The following is a 16,431-nucleotide window of genomic DNA, read 5'->3' as shown; positions in this document are numbered from 1 at the left end:
AGCCTCAGACGAAAAGGAAGCTCAATGGGCGGCCTTCGTTCAGGCACTTCCAACATTGGAAGATTATCCACATGTCAAACTTGCGTCCGATGCCGAGTGATTTCGATGCTGGCAGCCGGATGCATGTTCTAGATTGGCTCGAGTCGCGAGAGTTTATACCCCAGCTTCTCGCCATGGTGGCCCCGATCGGCTTCACCGTAAGTGAGCACCCTGCTCGTCAACCCAAAGGTCGGCGTGATCCGCGTGAAACCGAGCTGGTCGGACGCAACGAGCCATTCTTGTCGCCAGAGCAGCAAGCAGAACTGAAAGACTGGTGGCTCAAGCACAAAGTCGGCGCGAAGTTGCCAACGTGGGACCTGGCAGTCTCAGCACTTGATGCGCAGAAGTGCACGAGTCTGGTACTGATCGAGGCGAAGGCGCACGCGACCGAGTTAAGCGCGGCCGGGAAGTCGTCCCCGAAGCGTGAGCAACTTGATGAGCAGCAACGGTCAGACGAAAATCACGAGCGCATTGTGAGGGCCATTGCTGCAGCTAACGCCAGCCTGCAAATCAATGCGCCCGGGATCCATCTCAGCTGCAACAACAACTACCAACTTTCCAACCGCATCGCGTACGCGTGGAAGCTTGCGTCTATGGGTATCCCGATAGCCCTAATCTATCTCGGATTCATAGGTGACGAGAATATTGCGGTCGACCCTCATCGCCTCCTCGTACAAAGTAGTTGGCAATCATCGTTCGATCTCCACTCCGCCAAGGTCTTCCCGTCAGCCTTACAGAGTCAGCCGATCGATTGTGGTGCGGCAAGCTTTTGGCTGCTCGTTCGCGATCTACCAGTTCTGAACCAATCACCGAAACTCGAAGCCAGGCGCAAGCTTCGGTAGCAGTTTAGTTTGGCGAGTGCGGATGTGGAGCCCCGCGGCTCCTTCGTAAGGAAGCACCTTCCTTCTCATTTCCTCCATCGCCGAGGAACTAAAATGGCCGGACACGATGAGGAGGCTACAAAGGGCCGTTGCGTGCACTATGGATGGTGCAACCGTTGAAGTCGACTACGGAACAGGATCGCAAGCGACTCGGCTCTGTCCCGATCTCCCCGAAAGTAAGTCGAACCGCTAAGCGTGGAGGAAGGATTCCGACGGTGTCCGGAAGCCGTGGCAACAACTCTTAATAAAGGATTAGCCTGGGAAAAGTGGGCTGGATGAGATTTCCGCCGTTTTCAGCTATACTTGAAGCCATGGAAAGCGATTCCAGTTCGACACGGGTTCGGTTAGCGGAAATTACAGACGAGGGCAGATTTGAGTCCTTGGCTGCTGCTGTCCTAAGGCAAGCTGAGCCGTCTTATCGTCACCTGATCGAAACGGGCACCAATGCCCAAGGTAAGCCAATCGCATCTCCGGTAGACGGATTGATGTTGGTCCCGCACTCATCGCCTCCACATTTGATTTGTTTCCATCATACGACGACCGCACAAAAACGCCTTCGAGAAAAATGGTTGGCAATTGATGGGGGCGATCTCCCAAAGACCGCAAGATGGGCGGCGACCAGGCGCGACAAGTTACCGAAAGCAAAAGTTACCCTCGTTCTTACAACGAATCGGAGGGTACCACCGGACCTCTATACCGAGGTGCAGGCCGAAGCTGCCGCGCACAATTTGGGGGTAGATATATGGGACCAGTCCCTTATTGCGAATCATCTCGACAACACTGCTGAAGGGCAGTGGTTGCGTCGAAGTTTAGGAGTTCAGCCCACTCGCTTATCGAGGTGGCTGCTGAATGAGCTATCGTCGAGAAGCTTAGACGCGCAAACAGGCTTTGAAAATAGTTGGAATCGCGTCGTCCGCAAGCTGGATGCCGAATTGTCAGAGGCAGTCAGAGCAGCAGCGGATACTTTGTTTTTGGTGGCGGAGTCTGGACAGGGAAAAAGCTCTGCCGTTCGCGCGCTTCTACAGAACCACGTCCAGCGAGGTGGATACGGTCTGGTAATATCACCCGAAGACTTAGAAAACTCGGTGACAATCGACGGGACAATCGAACTTGCGTTACGCAAACTTGCGCCGAGTCTCGTTGATGGTTCTGGGGCAGCCGCTTTGGCGATTGCTACACCCGAGTTTCCACTCTTGTTGGCCATAGAGGATATAAACGCTGCAAATCGCCCATCTGCTTTGATCGAACGGCTCGTCGGATGGTGCCGCCTGGAGCGTTCTTCAGAAGCTTCCGCGCAATCTTTGAAGCAACCGTGGCGGATACTCTGTCCGCTCCGGCCGCAGGCTTTAGACCGGCTATCCGAGCAAGCTCGAAAACTAGTGCTGAACCGCTCTCTCGTCAGCGGCCCTTTTACGACTGAAGAAGGGACCGCGGCTGTGTTGCGCCGGGCTGGTAACGAAGGTGCAAATCTTACCTCGATTCAGGCCAGGGACATAGCAATTTCGCTTGGTCTAGATCCATTGATGATCGCTTTGCGCGATCCAGGCGAACCATCCAGCGTAGCAGCAGTGATTGGCGAATTTGTAACCCGTGGCCTGAGTAGGGCCTCGGCAAATACAGAAGGGCTGGGCCCTTCCGATTTTCGAGACGGTCTCTTCAAACTCTCATGTAAGATGCTTTGCTGCCGTGTTTTGGTCCCGAAATGGTCCGACTTGCTCAGATGGTTCCATGATGACGCGCATTCGCTACGGGCGCTAGGTATCCTTGCTTCAAATCGCACGATGGTCTGGCGCCTACCTTTGGGCGATGATGACGCCCTAACCTTTCGTCACGATAGAGTGAGAGATTATCTTCTCGCAGACGCGATAGCGCGTCTGATGGAAACTAACTCATTGCCAAATGCAACTTTGTCAGATCCATTCTACGCTGAGTTACTTGGGGCCGCCCTAGCGTCAATGCGAGAAATCAGCTCTATCTGGGTCACTCGCGCACGTGAGGCGAATCCACTTGCGTTAGTATTTGCCTTCAGGCTCTTGAACAGTCAGCGCGGCTCGTCGGCGAACGCAAATTTAGTCGTATCTAACATAAGAACATGGCTCAACGATTTGAGCGCTCATTCTGCCAACTCCCAACATTTGACCTGGGCGATCGCTTCGACACTTGCAACAATCGACTCTCCACTCGTTGCAGAATTTTCCCAAAGCCTCAACGGGAGCGGGTGGCCTATTTTGGAAGCTAGATTTCGTAATGGGGATGCAATCGCCGGTGCAGTAATATGCCATTCGTTTGGGCCCGGCACAACTTTTCCGTGGCGAGACCATCTCATCGAACACGTCGTGTCGCGCCACGGCCAACAAATCGTAGCCGCCGTCGAGAACCTTTTGCGCGCCGAGAAGTCTGGTAAAATCCGCATTGGGGCGTTGCATTTGGCGGGCTTTATCGGGGCTAATCGTTTGTTGGATGCGGTTTCAGCCGCATGGCAGACGTTCGAGAAGTATGAGCTGGGCGCATTTATCTGGGCGGCCGCTCGATGCGGCGAAGCCAATGCCAAACCCCTGCTCGATTCCATCTGCAGCGCCTGGGCTAGCCTGCCCGATGATAACTCTTCGACGTCGAAGAATACTGTAGCTGCTTTTTCAGCACGCAATGGAATTTCGAGACAAGGCCTGCCCGACCCAGTCATTTCCTATTTCTTGGAGCGCACTGCGTTCGAGGATTTGGCCTGGCCAATTACTTACATGCTTCATGGCGTCGATCATCCCGACGTTATGGAGTACATGGTCAAGACAGCTGGCGTTAAGTGGGAGTTTGGATTCTCGATTTTCTGCAGGGATTGGGACATTTATGAGCATAATCCGGGGCGGCACTTGAGTGAAAAGTCGTTAGAGCGACTTCGGCAAATTTGGTCAAATGGAGATGGCTCCGCTGCCGAAAGACGCCGTGCCTTTTTGCTATGGAGCGGAAGCGCCGAGCGAGACTCTCTGCACATAGTGCGTGATGTCGATACCGACAGCCCGCTTTACCCAGATGCGCTGCGCGTCCGTCTGTTGCTTAAGGATTCTGAAAGCTTTGAGCCATTCAAGAGGATGCTGGAGAGCGCTGAAAACCGAGGATATTGGTGGCAGTTTGCTCGAAACATTTGGTTGCCAGGGCTTACGAATCTGTTGGAAAGCGAACTAGAAAGTCGCCGGGATCATGAGGCCTGCCACTCAGGACGCGAATACCCAACCGACTGGATAATATCCGAACTATTGCAAATCCTACCGTCTTCGGACGCTGAGCGCCTTTTGAGGAAGAATTGGTCTCATCTCCGGCTCAGTTATCAATTCATCCAGACCGCCTTATTCGTGGCAACGCCATCCACCCGGGAGCTTGCTGCTCAAAGTTTAAAAGAACACCCGCGACCCGCGAAACTGCTTCAATTCACAGATCATCACTATCGACTGCACGGGCATGACGATCTAAAAGCCGACGAGCACCGTCTCAATAGCCTGATTCCGTATTTGGGTTTACTAGAACCCAGCTCGATTAAGAGCTTTTGGGATGGTTGTAACCGACTTGGCCATTTCAAATGGCGCCGCGAAAATCTAGACAATTTGTTAAGTGCTGAAGATCGTAGACGTGAGGCCCTCGACAAAGAAGATCTATATGTACAGTTGGATGCTAAGGCAGATGAGACTCATTCACACGGTGACCTATGGCTCGAGCGTTTCGAACGAAGGGGAGAATCTGCCCGACGCGGGCTTACTGTTGCACTTGAATGGCTGCAACAACGGAGGACACTAAGGGCGCTAAAATTGACTGCCGACATTTTAGTTTCAGCAGGTACTCGCCACGAACTAGCTTTGCTTCAAATCGATGACATCACACCAGCCAGTGAGGTTCGTGAGATCATTGCGGATACGAAGTTCGCGCTGTTCCGTCGAACGCTAAGCTGAACAACCGACACGGCAAGCGTACCTGCCCCAGTTCGAAATATGCTATGGGCGAGCAGCCATTTGGCGAACGGCCCGAGCAGTGTTCGGACAAATGCGCACCCAAATCAGTCAAGCGCGTCTAACTATGCCGCCGATCCGTCGCTCTTGGCGGCAACATCGCGTCCGCAGTGCTTGCAGACGATTGCCTCGCGCATGATATACTCAGCGCAGAAGGGGCACTTTCTCGCCTTGCCCTCGTGACGCTCCATCCACGATGGACCACCGACCTCGCGTCTCGACGGCGTTAGCGCAAGCAAGATGACCGCCAGCAGCGGAGAGATCACGCAAGCGAGAATGAACCATCCGAAGGGATTTCGGCCACGACCCGCGGCAGCGACCGCAACTACGATCGCGAAGATAACCCAAATGCCAATCAGTTCCATGCTTTGCTCGGTCCTTCCGCCCGCCATTTTCCGCGCGAATAAAGTTGTGCCTATTTCAGTCGTTAGTTGTCGTATCCGGCAACGCCGCAAGAAATCGGCTCCGGTTCGAGCGGCCCGATGCCGAGAGGCCCAGACACAAATTGCGCAAAACCCTCGGGCGGGATGACTTGGTCTACAATAAATTCTTTGGGGCGGCCGCCTTCCCATTTGGCGAAGTTGCAAGCGATCCGAACTCGACGGACAGGGGTACCACGCCGATTGTTTATTGCTCCGACCACGGCGCCATCTGATCTCACCTTCGTTCCAAAAAGGTTTAGCGTCCCACGGCCACCTTGGGGCCGCAATGTTGGCCGGACGTTTGACGCAGGCACACTGCGCGCTGCGGGCTCCTCATCGAAGCGCGTCTGAACGCAAATGCCACCGCCAACACTCTTAAACCTTTCACAATACTTAGCTGCCTCGTCCGAATTCTGAAACGGTCCGATGTAAGCCCGGTACAACGCCGCGGTATCATCGCGTTTGATGACAGGTGTGCCTGAGCCCAAGACTGATGAGTAACGTCTCTGCAAAAACTCAAATGCGGCTTGGGCATCTCTTTCGGTAAATCCCGACGAGATCTGAACAAAAAAACCAGCGGCCGGCGCTTCCTGCGTCGAGGGCTTATTCGTCGAGGGTCGTACAGTTGGGACGGCAGGTGCCGTTTGTTGCGGATTAGGGCAGCCAGGAGGCGGAGCAAATCTTAAAGCATCATCTGAATCCCATAGCAGACACGCGTCAACGAGTGGCAATTCGAGCGTCGCGCCGAGAGCAGTTTGATAGCTCGTTTTGCCGCGATGCCATCCTTGGAATTCGACTACTGCACTTTCTTGAATGGGATACTGCAGCTGTAGGGGGGAGACGGCGTGATACCTTACGATGATGGTGTCCTTCCAGGAGCCGTAGTCGGTTGGCGTAATATCAACCCGAAACCAAAAATCCGCTCCTGACTGTAGTGATTGGACGACTTTGCCTTTGAGATAGACGAACCGGCCGACTTCGACATTCAACAAAGGAGATTCCGCGGCCGCAGTGTTGATGAGTAACAAAAGGAGCGCAGCGAATATTGGCGACGCTGTCGCCCTTCCACTGAACATCCAGTTCTTGCAAACGATTTGAATGAACGGCCCCATCGGGTGCACCAAATTGGAAATTCTCGTTAGGTAAAAGATCAAAAGATCACCCCACTTTTAGGGTGCAAAATTAGGCGCGCGGCGGCCTATCGGTGAAGGCAAAGGTATTTGTCCCTCGCCTGTTTGCTATTCGCATCAACCTTTTGCAGCCGTGAGAACCAAGCAATAGAATTGACGATCCGAATTGACGCCGAAATCCACGCCAGACAACTGGCGTTCCTGATGAGGACCTAGCGGTTCGACGATCGTCCGCATTTTGTCTGGACCGCCGTTCGGAAGAATGCACCCGACGACGACATTCTTCACCTCGTATTCGTTATCGTTACGAATAGTTAGATCGATTGAGCGGCCGGTGGCTCTCCAATTCAAAGTAACAGCGTCGGCTGGGCGATCATTGTGGAGTGCATCAGGAGGATCTGGCGTTTTGAAATGAATCTGCATATCAAGTAGCTGAGAAAAATGTTCTCGGCGTAATTCGTGATAAATGATATCGGCTATTTCCTTCTCTTGCCGCGAAGGTGCGCGTTGGGTGGCATTGGATGAGCCGCTCTGTCGCGTCTCGGACACAGAATTTGTTTCGCCTCTTCCAACCTGCTCGAATGATGAAATCGAACACGAGATCGTCGCGGCTTCTGAATTCGCGGGACCAAAATCAACGTTTCGGAATTCCCGTCGGCCTGGCCCTATCATGCCGGACAGCTGTCTGAAGCTCGACGCGACCTCTTTTTCTGCGGCGCTAAAGAAGGCGCAAGATGCTCTGAGGTCCCGGGCAGCAAGCGAACCATTGTTTACAACTACTAGGTCGACGACGGCATGCTCGCCCATGACCCAAGTTTGGGATTCAACGGTCACGTCCTCCAGCGTGTGTTGGGTGGAAGAGCCGTTCTTTCCCTCTTGAGCACTTATTTGCTTTGGGATTGTAAAGATGACGGCCCCAACAATAACCGCGATGGCGGTGACAATTTCCGCCCGGTATCCCTGCGATTTTTCCGATAGGGTACGCATGGCTGCCTCTCAGAAGGTCCGATTTTCCTCAACTGGAGGGGACGGCAAGGTGGCTGCTGGGTTTCCTAGTCTATAAATTCTCCTATTTTGGGAGAATACTCCAGCCTGATGTTGATCGAAGGCCCAATCGCCCGGGCCTTCGGAATTGCCAAAGTCCATCTACAGTGACCGCCACAAAAAGCTATGCGAGCAGCTCAAGGCTCAGCGCAGGGCTGCGGGTCTTACCCAGACTGTGGTTGCGAATCGGCTTGGGAAGCCGCCGTCCTACGTGGCCAAGTACGAGGGCGGTGATCGCCGCCTCGATGTCCTGGAGTTCATGGATGTTGCCGCCGCGATCGGTTTCGATCCGTGCAAGCTGATCCGAATTCTTCGGAGATAAGTCGCGGCCAAACTCTGCCAACCAGCCGGCGCGGCCAAGATATCTGCGTGATGGGTCTGCCGAACACCCGAAATCGTCGTATTGCTATCTGCTTGCTACCCCAACCGCTAGTGATCCTAGGGATTCAGTGAGCGGCATGTCATTAAGTATTTGATTTTGTTGGTACAGTTGGGTGGGCTCGAACCACCGACCTCCTGTTCCACAGACAGGCGCTCTAACCAACTGAGCTACAACTGCATCCTGGCACGCGGCCCCGTCGAAAGGGGGGCGGCGATTTCGGGCGGAAACTAGGTGCAACGCCGCCCTTTGGCAAGGCCGGAACGCAGGCTTTCCGACCGCATTTCGCCCCGATGGATAACCCGGGACTGGGACTCTAGCCAGATCAGAACCACAGCCCTGGACACTTGGTTTTGGCGTGTTTTCCAGCAAAAAGGCCCGAGCTATCCGGCCCGGGCCTTTCTCAAAGCGTCGTGCGGCCCGATCAGGCGGCCGGCGGCGTGTAATACTTCGAGGCGCTGGCCTTGATCGGCTCGGCGGCGTCAGAGGCGACCTTCTGGCCGAGTTCGGCCAGTTCCTTGGCCTGGGCGGTGTAGGTCTCGAACTGCTTGCGGGCGTGCGAGGTCCACAGTTCCATCGCTTCGGTCGGCGACTTCACGCCGAACAGCGACTGGGCGAAGTCGAGCGAGGACGTGGTGTTGGCCTTGAAGAACTCGATCAGCTTGGCTGAATAGTCGGTGGCACCCTTGTTCACGGTGGTGAACACGGCCTCAACGGTCGAGTTGTGGGTCTCGGCAGCATCCTTGAACTTGGCGTAGCTGTCGCGGGCCTGCGAGACGCCCTTCTCGGCGAATGCGCGCATCTGCTCGGGAACCTCGAATGGGATGATCGAGGCGGAAAACGGATCGGACGGGTTGGTCATTGACGTGTAATCCTTCGCAACGGTGACACGAAACGGGTGACTCGATGTGACCATTGCGAGCGCCCCGGAGCCTGGAAACCGGTGCCGTCGAAATGGATCACGCTGCCTTGGTTCACGGGAATGCCCTCGTCGGGCATCGCCAATAAAACACCCATATCATGTCAACTTTGTGCAACGCAACGTGAATTCGCTGCAATGCCGCAACTTTTGACTGCATCGAATGCAGGTTCCATGTTGGCCGCCCCAGGGTTGCACCGGGGGGCCGGCGATCGTTCGGTTTGGCTCAACCGATCTCAGGTTTTGGGCTTGACCGCATCCATCGCCGCACGGCTGACGATCTGGCCCATCTCGCTGGCCTGCTCGGCGAGCGAGCGCATCTGGCCCTGCACATAGTCGCTGTGCAGCTTCATGATCTCGGTCAGATCCTTGGCCTTGAGCAGCGACTGGGCGTAGTCCAGTGAGCTCTGCACGTTCTTTTCGGCATAGGCGAACGCCTTGCTCGAAATATCCTTGGCGCCGGCGCGCACGCTGGCGTTGCGCTCCTCGAGCCTTCCGGCCGTCGCATGCGCGTTGGTGACGAACTGCTCGAACGTCTTGCGGGCCTGGTCGAAGCTTGCTTCGGCCATCGATCGCATGTCCTTGGGAATCTCGAAATGGTCACGTCCGTTGTCGCTCATGATTAGGCTCCCTGGCTGCTTCGGCCTGGTCCGACCGTTTGCCCCGACAACGCCCGAGCGCCGCGGATCGTTCAGCGGTTCGGCGAAGTTAACGTTATCCCGGCTTTGCCGCGAGCAGCCGTGGACCTGCCGCCGCGCGCTTGCGATACTAACGATGCGTTAAGGCTGTCATCCTTTGGCCGCCGGTATCTGCGCCCATCGCAGGTGAGAAAGCCCAATCAATGCGGTCAAGTCCTGCGGCATGAATGTTACGGAATTCCAGATCCAGGCGCTCGGCGATCCCAGGCTAGCGGAGCACGCGGCGAGCCCGCGGCCGACATGGCTGTGGTCGGCCGACGGCGCGCGGATCCTGTGGGCCAATCCGGTCGGTGCGCAGGTATTCGGTGCGGTCAATGGCACCGATCTGGCGAAGCGCGCGTTCGGTCCGGCCGATCCGCATCGCCGCCAGGTCGCCCAGCTCGGCCGCAGCCTTGGCGCCAACGGCGCCGTGCGGCTGGAGCGACTCCGCGGATTTGGTGCGGCGCCAGGTCTGCTTGCGACCTGCGGCTGCGCGCGGCTCGATCTGCCCGACGGCAGCCACGGCGTCCTGGTGGCGGCGGTCACCGCCAACGGCCGCATCATGCCGCTGGCCGAGCGGCTGCAACGTCTGGTGCAGGGACTGGACCGGCCGGTCGCAGCCTTCAGCGGCGACGGCATGCTGATCGGCGCCAATGATGCGGCGCGGCCGCTGCTCGGCCTTTACGATCTTTCCGAGGCTGGCCTCGATGCGGCGCGCGGCGATGCACTGAAGCTGGGCCGCGCGGCGGCCAGCATCGGGATCGGCCGCGTCGTGCTGCAGCGGATCGGCCGTGGCGCCGATACCGCGTTGGTTGCGCTGATCAAGCCGACGCCGCTGGCCACACAGCAGGAACCGGTGCCGCCAATCGCGCCCGAGGCAATTGTGCAGGAGGCGGCGGCGCCGCAGCCGACGCCGCCCCAGCACATCGTGGAGCCCGCGCAACCGGTTGTGAATGACGAAGCGCCGGCGCCGGCCGAGACGCAGCCCGCCGGCTTCACGCTGTTCGATGCGCTGGACACACCACAGGAAACGGCCGCGCAACAATCCGCCGCGGCCGAGTCGATCGTCAGCGAGCCTCATGTTGACACTGCGCCTGCACCCGCAACAACGGAACAGGCCCACGCCGAACCGGAGCGCGCCGAGACCGTACCGGCGCATGCCGGCATCGCGCATCCCGAAGCGCCCATTGTCGAGGACTTGCTGACCGAGGCGCTGATGGAGGTGACGTCCGAAGAGGAAGCCGAAGAATCTGCGCTCGAGGCCTGGCCCGACGCCGAGGACGAGGCCGACGCACCGGTCGCGGCGACATCAGCGGTGCCGGCCGACGCTTCTCCTTCGCCCTACGCGGTGGCGAATGGGCCATCCGCGCACGCGCCGTCCTGGCTCGACGAGCCGTTGCCGAACACGCGGCGGCATCCGCTGCGGTTCATGTGGCAGATGGACCATGAGGGCCGCTTTTCGCTCGGCTCCGACGAATTCACCCGCCTGATCGGCACCCGCACCGCGGCCGGCTTTGGCCGTCTGTGGAGCGAGATATCCGATGCATTCGGGCTCGACCCCGAGGGCCGTGTGCTGAGGGCATTCGCCACCCACGACACCTGGAGCGGCATCACGCTGAACTGGCCGGTCGACGGCGGCGGCCGCTTGCCGGTCGAACTGGCCGGGCTGCCGGTGTTCGACCGCGACAGGAATTTCGCCGGCTATCGCGGCTTTGGTGTGTGCCGCGACCTCGACGGGCTTGCGCGACTCGCCGCATTGCGCCGCTATGAGTTCTTTGGCGGCCCGCCGGTGCCGCAGCCGCTGTCGGCGGATGTCGCACCCGCCGCGCTGGTCGCAGATGAGCCGCTCGTCGCCGAGCCGCCAGCCGACACTCCTCCGCCGGTCGCGGAGCCGCCCGCCACCAGTGCCGCATCACCGATCGAGGACTTCGTTGAGCCGATAGCATCCGAGACTTCACACCCCGACCTGGATCAAGCCGTGGAAACGCCCCAAGATAGGCATGGAGATACGCGCGAAGAAACCCGCGAAGGAATTCGCGAAGAGACGCGCGACGAAACGCCACAGAATGTGGTCCCGTTCCGCCCGGGCGGTGATACGCGGCCGCCATCGCTGACGCCGGTCGAGAACAACGCCTTCAACGAACTCGCCCGCCAATTGTCGGCACGGCTGGAGAGCGAGGCGGGACTCATGGCGGCGAAGGAAAGCGAGACGACGGGGGAAAGCGACACGCAGCCGCCGATCGAGGAGCCCGCCGCAACCGAGCCGCCGCGCGAGGAGCCTGCCGACACGCCGAAGTCCGGCTGGATGGCGCAGCCGGAGCCAGCGCCGCGCGGTGAATCCAGGCGCGACAAGGCGCTGCTCGATCTGCTGCCGGTCGGCGTCCTGATCTACCGGCTCGACCGCCTGCTCTATGCCAACCATGCCTTCCTCGCGCGCATGGGTTATGACGGTTTGCACGCGCTGGAAGATGCCGGCGGGCTCGATGCGCTGTTTGTCGAACCCGGCGTCTCGCAAGCGAGCAGCGCGTCCGGCACCGGCACGCCGGTGACGATCTCCGCAAACCAGGCCGCGGACGCCTCGGAAAAATCGGTGTCTGCCGAGGCGCGGCTGCACACCATTTCATGGGACAACGACTCCGCGCTGGCGCTGATCTTTTCGCGCACGCATGACGAGGACACCGCGATCGCGGCGGCGCTGTCGGCGCCGGAAGCACCGATCGAGCCCGCCGCAGCACCAGTGCCCGGGCCGCCACAGGCCGGCCACGCCGACGCCGAGGAACTCGGCGCGATCCTCGACACCGCAGCCGAAGGCATCATCATGTTCGATGCCGAAGGCAACATCCATTCCTGCAACCGCAGCGCCGAGGCGCTGTTCGGCTATGACGGCGCAGAGTTCATCGCGCACAATCTCGCCGATTTGTTCGCGCCGGAAAGCCGGCACGGCATCTTCGACTATCTCGCCAGCGTGAAATCGGCCGGCGTTGCGAGCCTGCTCGACCACGGCCGCGAGACGCTCGGGCGCGTCCGCCAGGGCGGGCTGATTCCGCTGTCGGTGACGATGGGCCGCACCCGCGCCGACGGTCCGAACTTCTTCGCGGTGTTCCGCGACCTTTCGCAGGTGAAGGCGAGCGAGAGCGAATTGCGCGAGGCGCGGCGGCTGACCGAGCGCGCCGCGACCGGCAAATCCGACATGCTGGCGCGGATCAGCCACGAGCTGCGCACGCCGCTGAACGCCATCATCGGCTTTGCCGAGGTGATGATCGGCGAGCGCTTCGGTGCGCTCGGCAACGAGCGCTACGTCGAATACATGAAGGACATCCGCGCCTCCGGCGAGCGCGTGATCGCCATCGTCAACGATTTGCTCGATCTCTCCCGGATCGAGACCGGCAAGCTCGATCTCGCCTTCACCAGCCAGAACCTCAACGAGATGGTGGAGAGCTGCGTCGCGGTGATGCAGCCACAGGCCAACCGCGAGCGCATCATCATCCGCACCTCGCTCGCGCACACGCTGCCGCCTGTCGTCGCCGACGCCCGCGCGCTGCGCCAGATCACGCTGAACCTGATCGGTAGCTCGATCCACCTCGCCAATGCGGGCGGCCAGGTGATCGTCTCGACCGCGCTGTCCGATTTCGGCGAGGTGATGCTGCGGGTGCGCGACACCGGGCAGAGCCTCAACGACAACGAGGTCGCCGCCGCGCTGGAGCCATTCCGCGCCCCCGCGCCGTCCGACCACGCCGGCGCCGGCGGCGTCAGCCTGTCACTGACCAAGGCGCTGGTCGAAGCCAACCGCGCCAAATTCCAGATCCGCACCGGCGGCCGCACCGGCACGCTGATCGAAGTGGTGTTTTCCCACGCCGCCGCGCGGGTGTGATCATCGACGCAGGCAACGGATGCCTCTCCGCTTCCGCTCTCGTGTAAGGGAAGCACCGGCGAAAGGGTTCCCTCCCCCTTGCGGGGGAGGGTTAGGGAGAGGGGTACCACACGGCGCGCTCTCTCCATTTACTTTCGAACAACCCGCGATCGAAATTGCGATAGCGAGACCCACGTCAAACATCGCGCCCGGGGCCACCCCTCTCCCCAACCCTCCCCCGCAAGGGGGGAGGGAGCCTGATGAGCGTGCTCACCTCACGTGATTGGCGCACGATGCGTACGCCGTCGTCTGGTCATCTTCGCTTGCGCACGGCATATTCCTCCAATCTGCGTCTTCATGTCGCCGGACCACCCTCTCGGTCCGATCATCTGGACTTCACCGATCATGCGCTGCCTCGTCGTCGCAGATCTGCATTATTCGCTGCGGCAGTTCGACTGGCTGCTGGCGGCGGCGCCGCAGTTTGATCTGGTGATCTTCGCCGGCGATGCGCTCAACATCGGCTCGGCGGTCGATCTCCGCGCCCAGATCGTGGTGGTGAGAAAATATTTGGCGCGGCTCGCCGGCCTCACCCGCGTGATCTTCTGCTCGGGCAATCATGATCTCGACACCCGCAACGCGGAGGGCGAAAAGATCGCGCGCTGGGTCGGCGGCATCAGGGAGTTCGGCATCGCCTGCGACGGCGACAATCTGACGATCGGCGACACGCTGTTTTCGGTCTGCCCGTGGTGGGACGGCCCGCAGGTCAAGGCGCGGATCGACGCCCAGTTGCGCGCCGCCGCCGCGATGCGGCCGAAGCGCTGGATCTGGGCCTATCACGCGCCGCCGGCGAATTCGCCGACGAGCTGGGGCGGCCGGCGTTTCTTCGGCGACACCGAGCTCGTGCAGTGGATCATACGCTACCATCCATCGATGGTGATCTCGGGCCATGTCCACCAGGCGCCGTTCATCCCCGACGGCTCGTGGTACGACCGGCTCGGTCCCACCTGGGTGTTCAACGCCGGCCTGCAGCCCGGCTGGCCGCCGGTCTTCATCGTGCTCGACCTCGACGACGGCAAGGCATTCTGGCTCGCGGCCGGCGACGCGCAAACCATCGATCTCAACGCGCCGCTACGCCGGCCGGCCGCGGCGGTGATCGATCCGCCGGCGTGGCTCACATCCGTGGGTCGGATTCCCGATCCGATCCTGGCGCGACCTGCGACGATGGCAGGTTGATCATGTGCTCCAGGAGTTCGCCGATCATCTCGAGATGGCTACCGTGGCCGGCATATTGCTGCGTCAGGTCGGCCAGATAGCTAGTCGCCACGTGAAGCCGCTGCGCCAGCAATTGCGCGATCAGCAGCGTAACCGCGGGTCGCTCGCGCAGGAACGAGGCGGCATCGTCGAACTCGTATAACAGCGTGTCGGAGGCCGCGCGCACCTTCGCGCTATGCGGCAGGTCGAGCAGAACCGACATCTCGCCGAACACCGCGCCGGGCTCGTCGATCACGGCAACGAGGCTGTCGCCCTTCACGACCTCGACCTTGCCCTCGATCAGCACGAACAGATGACCGGTCTTGCCGCCCTCGTGAATGAAGTCCGTCCCCGCGGGCAGGCTCCGCTTAACCGCTCCGGTGCAGTGATCCAGGATCGCGCGCATGACATCCTTACCCTCCGCGTCCGGCGAGACTAAAGCATGATCCGGAAAAGGCGGCAATGTGCCGAGCGCGCCCGCATGTCGGGATCAGATCTTCTCGATGATCGCCGTCTTCATCCGCCCGATCTGCGCCTCGTCACGCTTGTAGAAGGTCCACTGCTTGACGCGCTTGGTGCTGACCAGCCCGGCCTGCGTCAGGATCTTCAGATGCTCGCTCACAGTCGGTTGGCTGACGCCGAGCTTCTCGGCAATCAGCACGCCACAAACCCCGTCTTTAACGAGGTCACCGTCGACCTGCGGGCGGAAATGCGCCTTCGGTCGTTTCAGCCATTCCAGGATCAACAGCCGGCGATCGCTCGCAAGCGCGCGCAACACGGACTCGACATCGGCCTGGGATGAAGTCATATTGCTAATTAGCTAAATAACTAACTTATGTCAATCATTCCCCTGTCCGCAAGGAGACCGACCGTGACCGAGGTGACACCGCAGGACATCGAACGGTGCGAAGCGCTGATCCGGCCCCACATCCGGCGAACACCGGTCGTCGCGCTCGACGGCACCGAGTTCGGCTTTCTTGCGAAATCGCTGACGCTCAAGCTCGAACTGCTGCAGCATGCCGGCGCGTTCAAGACCCGCGGCGCCTTCGCCAATTTGCTGGCGCGCGACGTGCCGAAGGCCGGTGTCGTCGCGGCGTCGGGCGGCAATCATGGCGCGGCCACCGCCTATGCCGCGATGAAGCTCGGCAAGCCGGCGCGGATCTACGTCCCCAGCGTTTCATCACCGGCCAAGGTGCAGCGGATCCGCGACTATGGCGCCGACCTTGTCATCGAGGGCGAGCGTTACGCCGATGCGTTGGCCGCCAGCGAGGTCTGGGCGCAGCAGAGCGGCGCGATGCCGGTGCACGCGTTCGACCAGCATGAAACCATCATGGGTCAGGGCACGCTCGGCCTCGAACTCGAACAACAGGCACCCGACATCGACACGGTGCTGGTGGCGGTCGGCGGCGGCGGCCTGATCGCCGGCATCGCCGCCTGGTATGGCGGCCGCATCAAGGTGATCGGCGTCGAACCATCGGCAGCGCCGACGCTGACGCGCGCGCTTGCAGCAGGCCATCCCGTCGATGCCGAGGCAGGCGGCCTGGCGGCGGATTCGCTGGCGCCGCGGCGGGTCGGCGAGCACGTCTATCCGATCGTCGCGAAATATGCGCGCGGCACCGTGCTGGTGTCCGACGACGCGATTGCCGACGCGCAGCAGACGCTGTGGCGCGCGCTGCGCGTCGTCGCCGAGCCGGGCGGCGCCGCGGCATTTTCGGCACTGCTGTCGGGCGCGTACAAGCCCGCGGCCAATGAACGCATCGCCGTCGTGATCAGCGGCGGCAACACCACGGCAGTGGACTTCGCCCGCTGAGGCCGGAATGAGAGGGGCGCCCTTACCTCTGATT

12 protein-coding genes and 1 tRNA gene are annotated in these 16,431 nt (G+C 60.2%); 6 read left to right on the top strand and 7 right to left on the bottom strand.

What is annotated here, in order from left to right; all coding sequences use genetic code 11:
- Positions 1 to 71: 71 nt before the first annotated feature.
- Positions 72 to 881: a hypothetical protein gene (locus ACP2YO_RS06350; protein ID WP_426440088.1), complete on the top strand. Its 810-nt coding sequence runs from the start codon at positions 72 to 74 to the stop codon at positions 879 to 881.
- Between the two features lie 314 nt (positions 882 to 1,195).
- Positions 1,196 to 4,858, top strand: coding sequence for a hypothetical protein (locus ACP2YO_RS06345; protein ID WP_426440086.1), 3,663 nt, complete (start codon positions 1,196 to 1,198; stop codon positions 4,856 to 4,858).
- A gap of 484 nt (positions 4,859 to 5,342) precedes the next feature.
- On the opposite strand, the gene ACP2YO_RS06340 is transcribed toward ACP2YO_RS06345, so the two are convergent.
- Together ACP2YO_RS06340 and ACP2YO_RS06335 are read right to left on the bottom strand one after the other, a co-directional pair.
- A complete protein-coding gene (locus tag ACP2YO_RS06340) occupies positions 5,343 to 6,449 on the bottom strand; it encodes an SPOR domain-containing protein (protein ID WP_426440084.1) in 1,107 nt (368 codons plus the stop codon).
- A gap of 135 nt (positions 6,450 to 6,584) precedes the next feature.
- Complete coding sequence (locus tag ACP2YO_RS06335) at positions 6,585 to 7,454, bottom strand: hypothetical protein (protein WP_426440082.1); 870 nt, start codon at positions 7,452 to 7,454, stop codon at positions 6,585 to 6,587.
- 232 nt (positions 7,455 to 7,686) lie between these two features.
- Between ACP2YO_RS06335 and ACP2YO_RS06330 the strand changes: the two genes are divergently transcribed.
- Entirely contained in the window at positions 7,687 to 7,833 is a 147-nt protein-coding gene (locus ACP2YO_RS06330) for a helix-turn-helix domain-containing protein (protein ID WP_426443087.1), read from the top strand.
- A 160-nt stretch (positions 7,834 to 7,993) separates the two neighbouring features.
- On the opposite strand, the gene ACP2YO_RS06325 is transcribed toward ACP2YO_RS06330, so the two are convergent.
- The 3 genes from ACP2YO_RS06325 to ACP2YO_RS06315 all read right to left on the bottom strand — a co-directional run bounded on the left by ACP2YO_RS06325 (position 7,994) and on the right by ACP2YO_RS06315 (position 9,429).
- Positions 7,994 to 8,070, bottom strand: a tRNA-His gene (locus tag ACP2YO_RS06325).
- A gap of 244 nt (positions 8,071 to 8,314) precedes the next feature.
- Positions 8,315 to 8,752: a phasin gene (locus tag ACP2YO_RS06320; protein ID WP_426440080.1), complete on the bottom strand. Its 438-nt coding sequence runs from the start codon at positions 8,750 to 8,752 to the stop codon at positions 8,315 to 8,317.
- 293 nt (positions 8,753 to 9,045) lie between these two features.
- Positions 9,046 to 9,429 (bottom strand): phasin family protein, encoded by a 384-nt coding sequence (locus ACP2YO_RS06315; protein ID WP_426440078.1) that lies wholly within the window; start codon positions 9,427 to 9,429, stop codon positions 9,046 to 9,048.
- 241 nt (positions 9,430 to 9,670) lie between these two features.
- On the opposite strand from ACP2YO_RS06315, the gene ACP2YO_RS06310 reads away from it, so the two are divergent.
- Together ACP2YO_RS06310 and ACP2YO_RS06305 are read left to right on the top strand one after the other, a co-directional pair.
- A complete protein-coding gene (locus ACP2YO_RS06310) occupies positions 9,671 to 13,357 on the top strand; it encodes a PAS domain-containing protein (RefSeq protein ID WP_426440076.1) in 3,687 nt (1,228 codons plus the stop codon).
- A gap of 384 nt (positions 13,358 to 13,741) precedes the next feature.
- A complete protein-coding gene (locus tag ACP2YO_RS06305) occupies positions 13,742 to 14,569 on the top strand; it encodes a metallophosphoesterase family protein (protein ID WP_426443086.1) in 828 nt (275 codons plus the stop codon).
- On the opposite strand, the gene ACP2YO_RS06300 is transcribed toward ACP2YO_RS06305, so the two are convergent.
- Both ACP2YO_RS06300 and ACP2YO_RS06295 read right to left on the bottom strand, forming a co-directional pair.
- Complete coding sequence (locus ACP2YO_RS06300) at positions 14,508 to 14,993, bottom strand: Crp/Fnr family transcriptional regulator (RefSeq protein WP_426440074.1); 486 nt, start codon at positions 14,991 to 14,993, stop codon at positions 14,508 to 14,510. The genes ACP2YO_RS06305 and ACP2YO_RS06300 overlap by 62 nt on opposite strands.
- A gap of 84 nt (positions 14,994 to 15,077) precedes the next feature.
- Entirely contained in the window at positions 15,078 to 15,395 is a 318-nt protein-coding gene (locus ACP2YO_RS06295) for an ArsR/SmtB family transcription factor (RefSeq protein WP_426440072.1), read from the bottom strand.
- Positions 15,396 to 15,422: 27 nt separating this feature from the next.
- Between ACP2YO_RS06295 and ACP2YO_RS06290 the strand changes: the two genes are divergently transcribed.
- A complete protein-coding gene (locus ACP2YO_RS06290; protein ID WP_426440070.1) occupies positions 15,423 to 16,397 on the top strand; it encodes a threonine/serine dehydratase in 975 nt (324 codons plus the stop codon).
- Positions 16,398 to 16,431: the final 34 nt, after the last annotated feature.

The organism is Bradyrhizobium genosp. P, from assembly GCF_049949265.1.
Taxonomy (GTDB): Bacteria; Pseudomonadota; Alphaproteobacteria; order Rhizobiales; family Xanthobacteraceae; genus Bradyrhizobium.
This window is presented reverse-complemented; position numbering and strand designations above follow the sequence as displayed.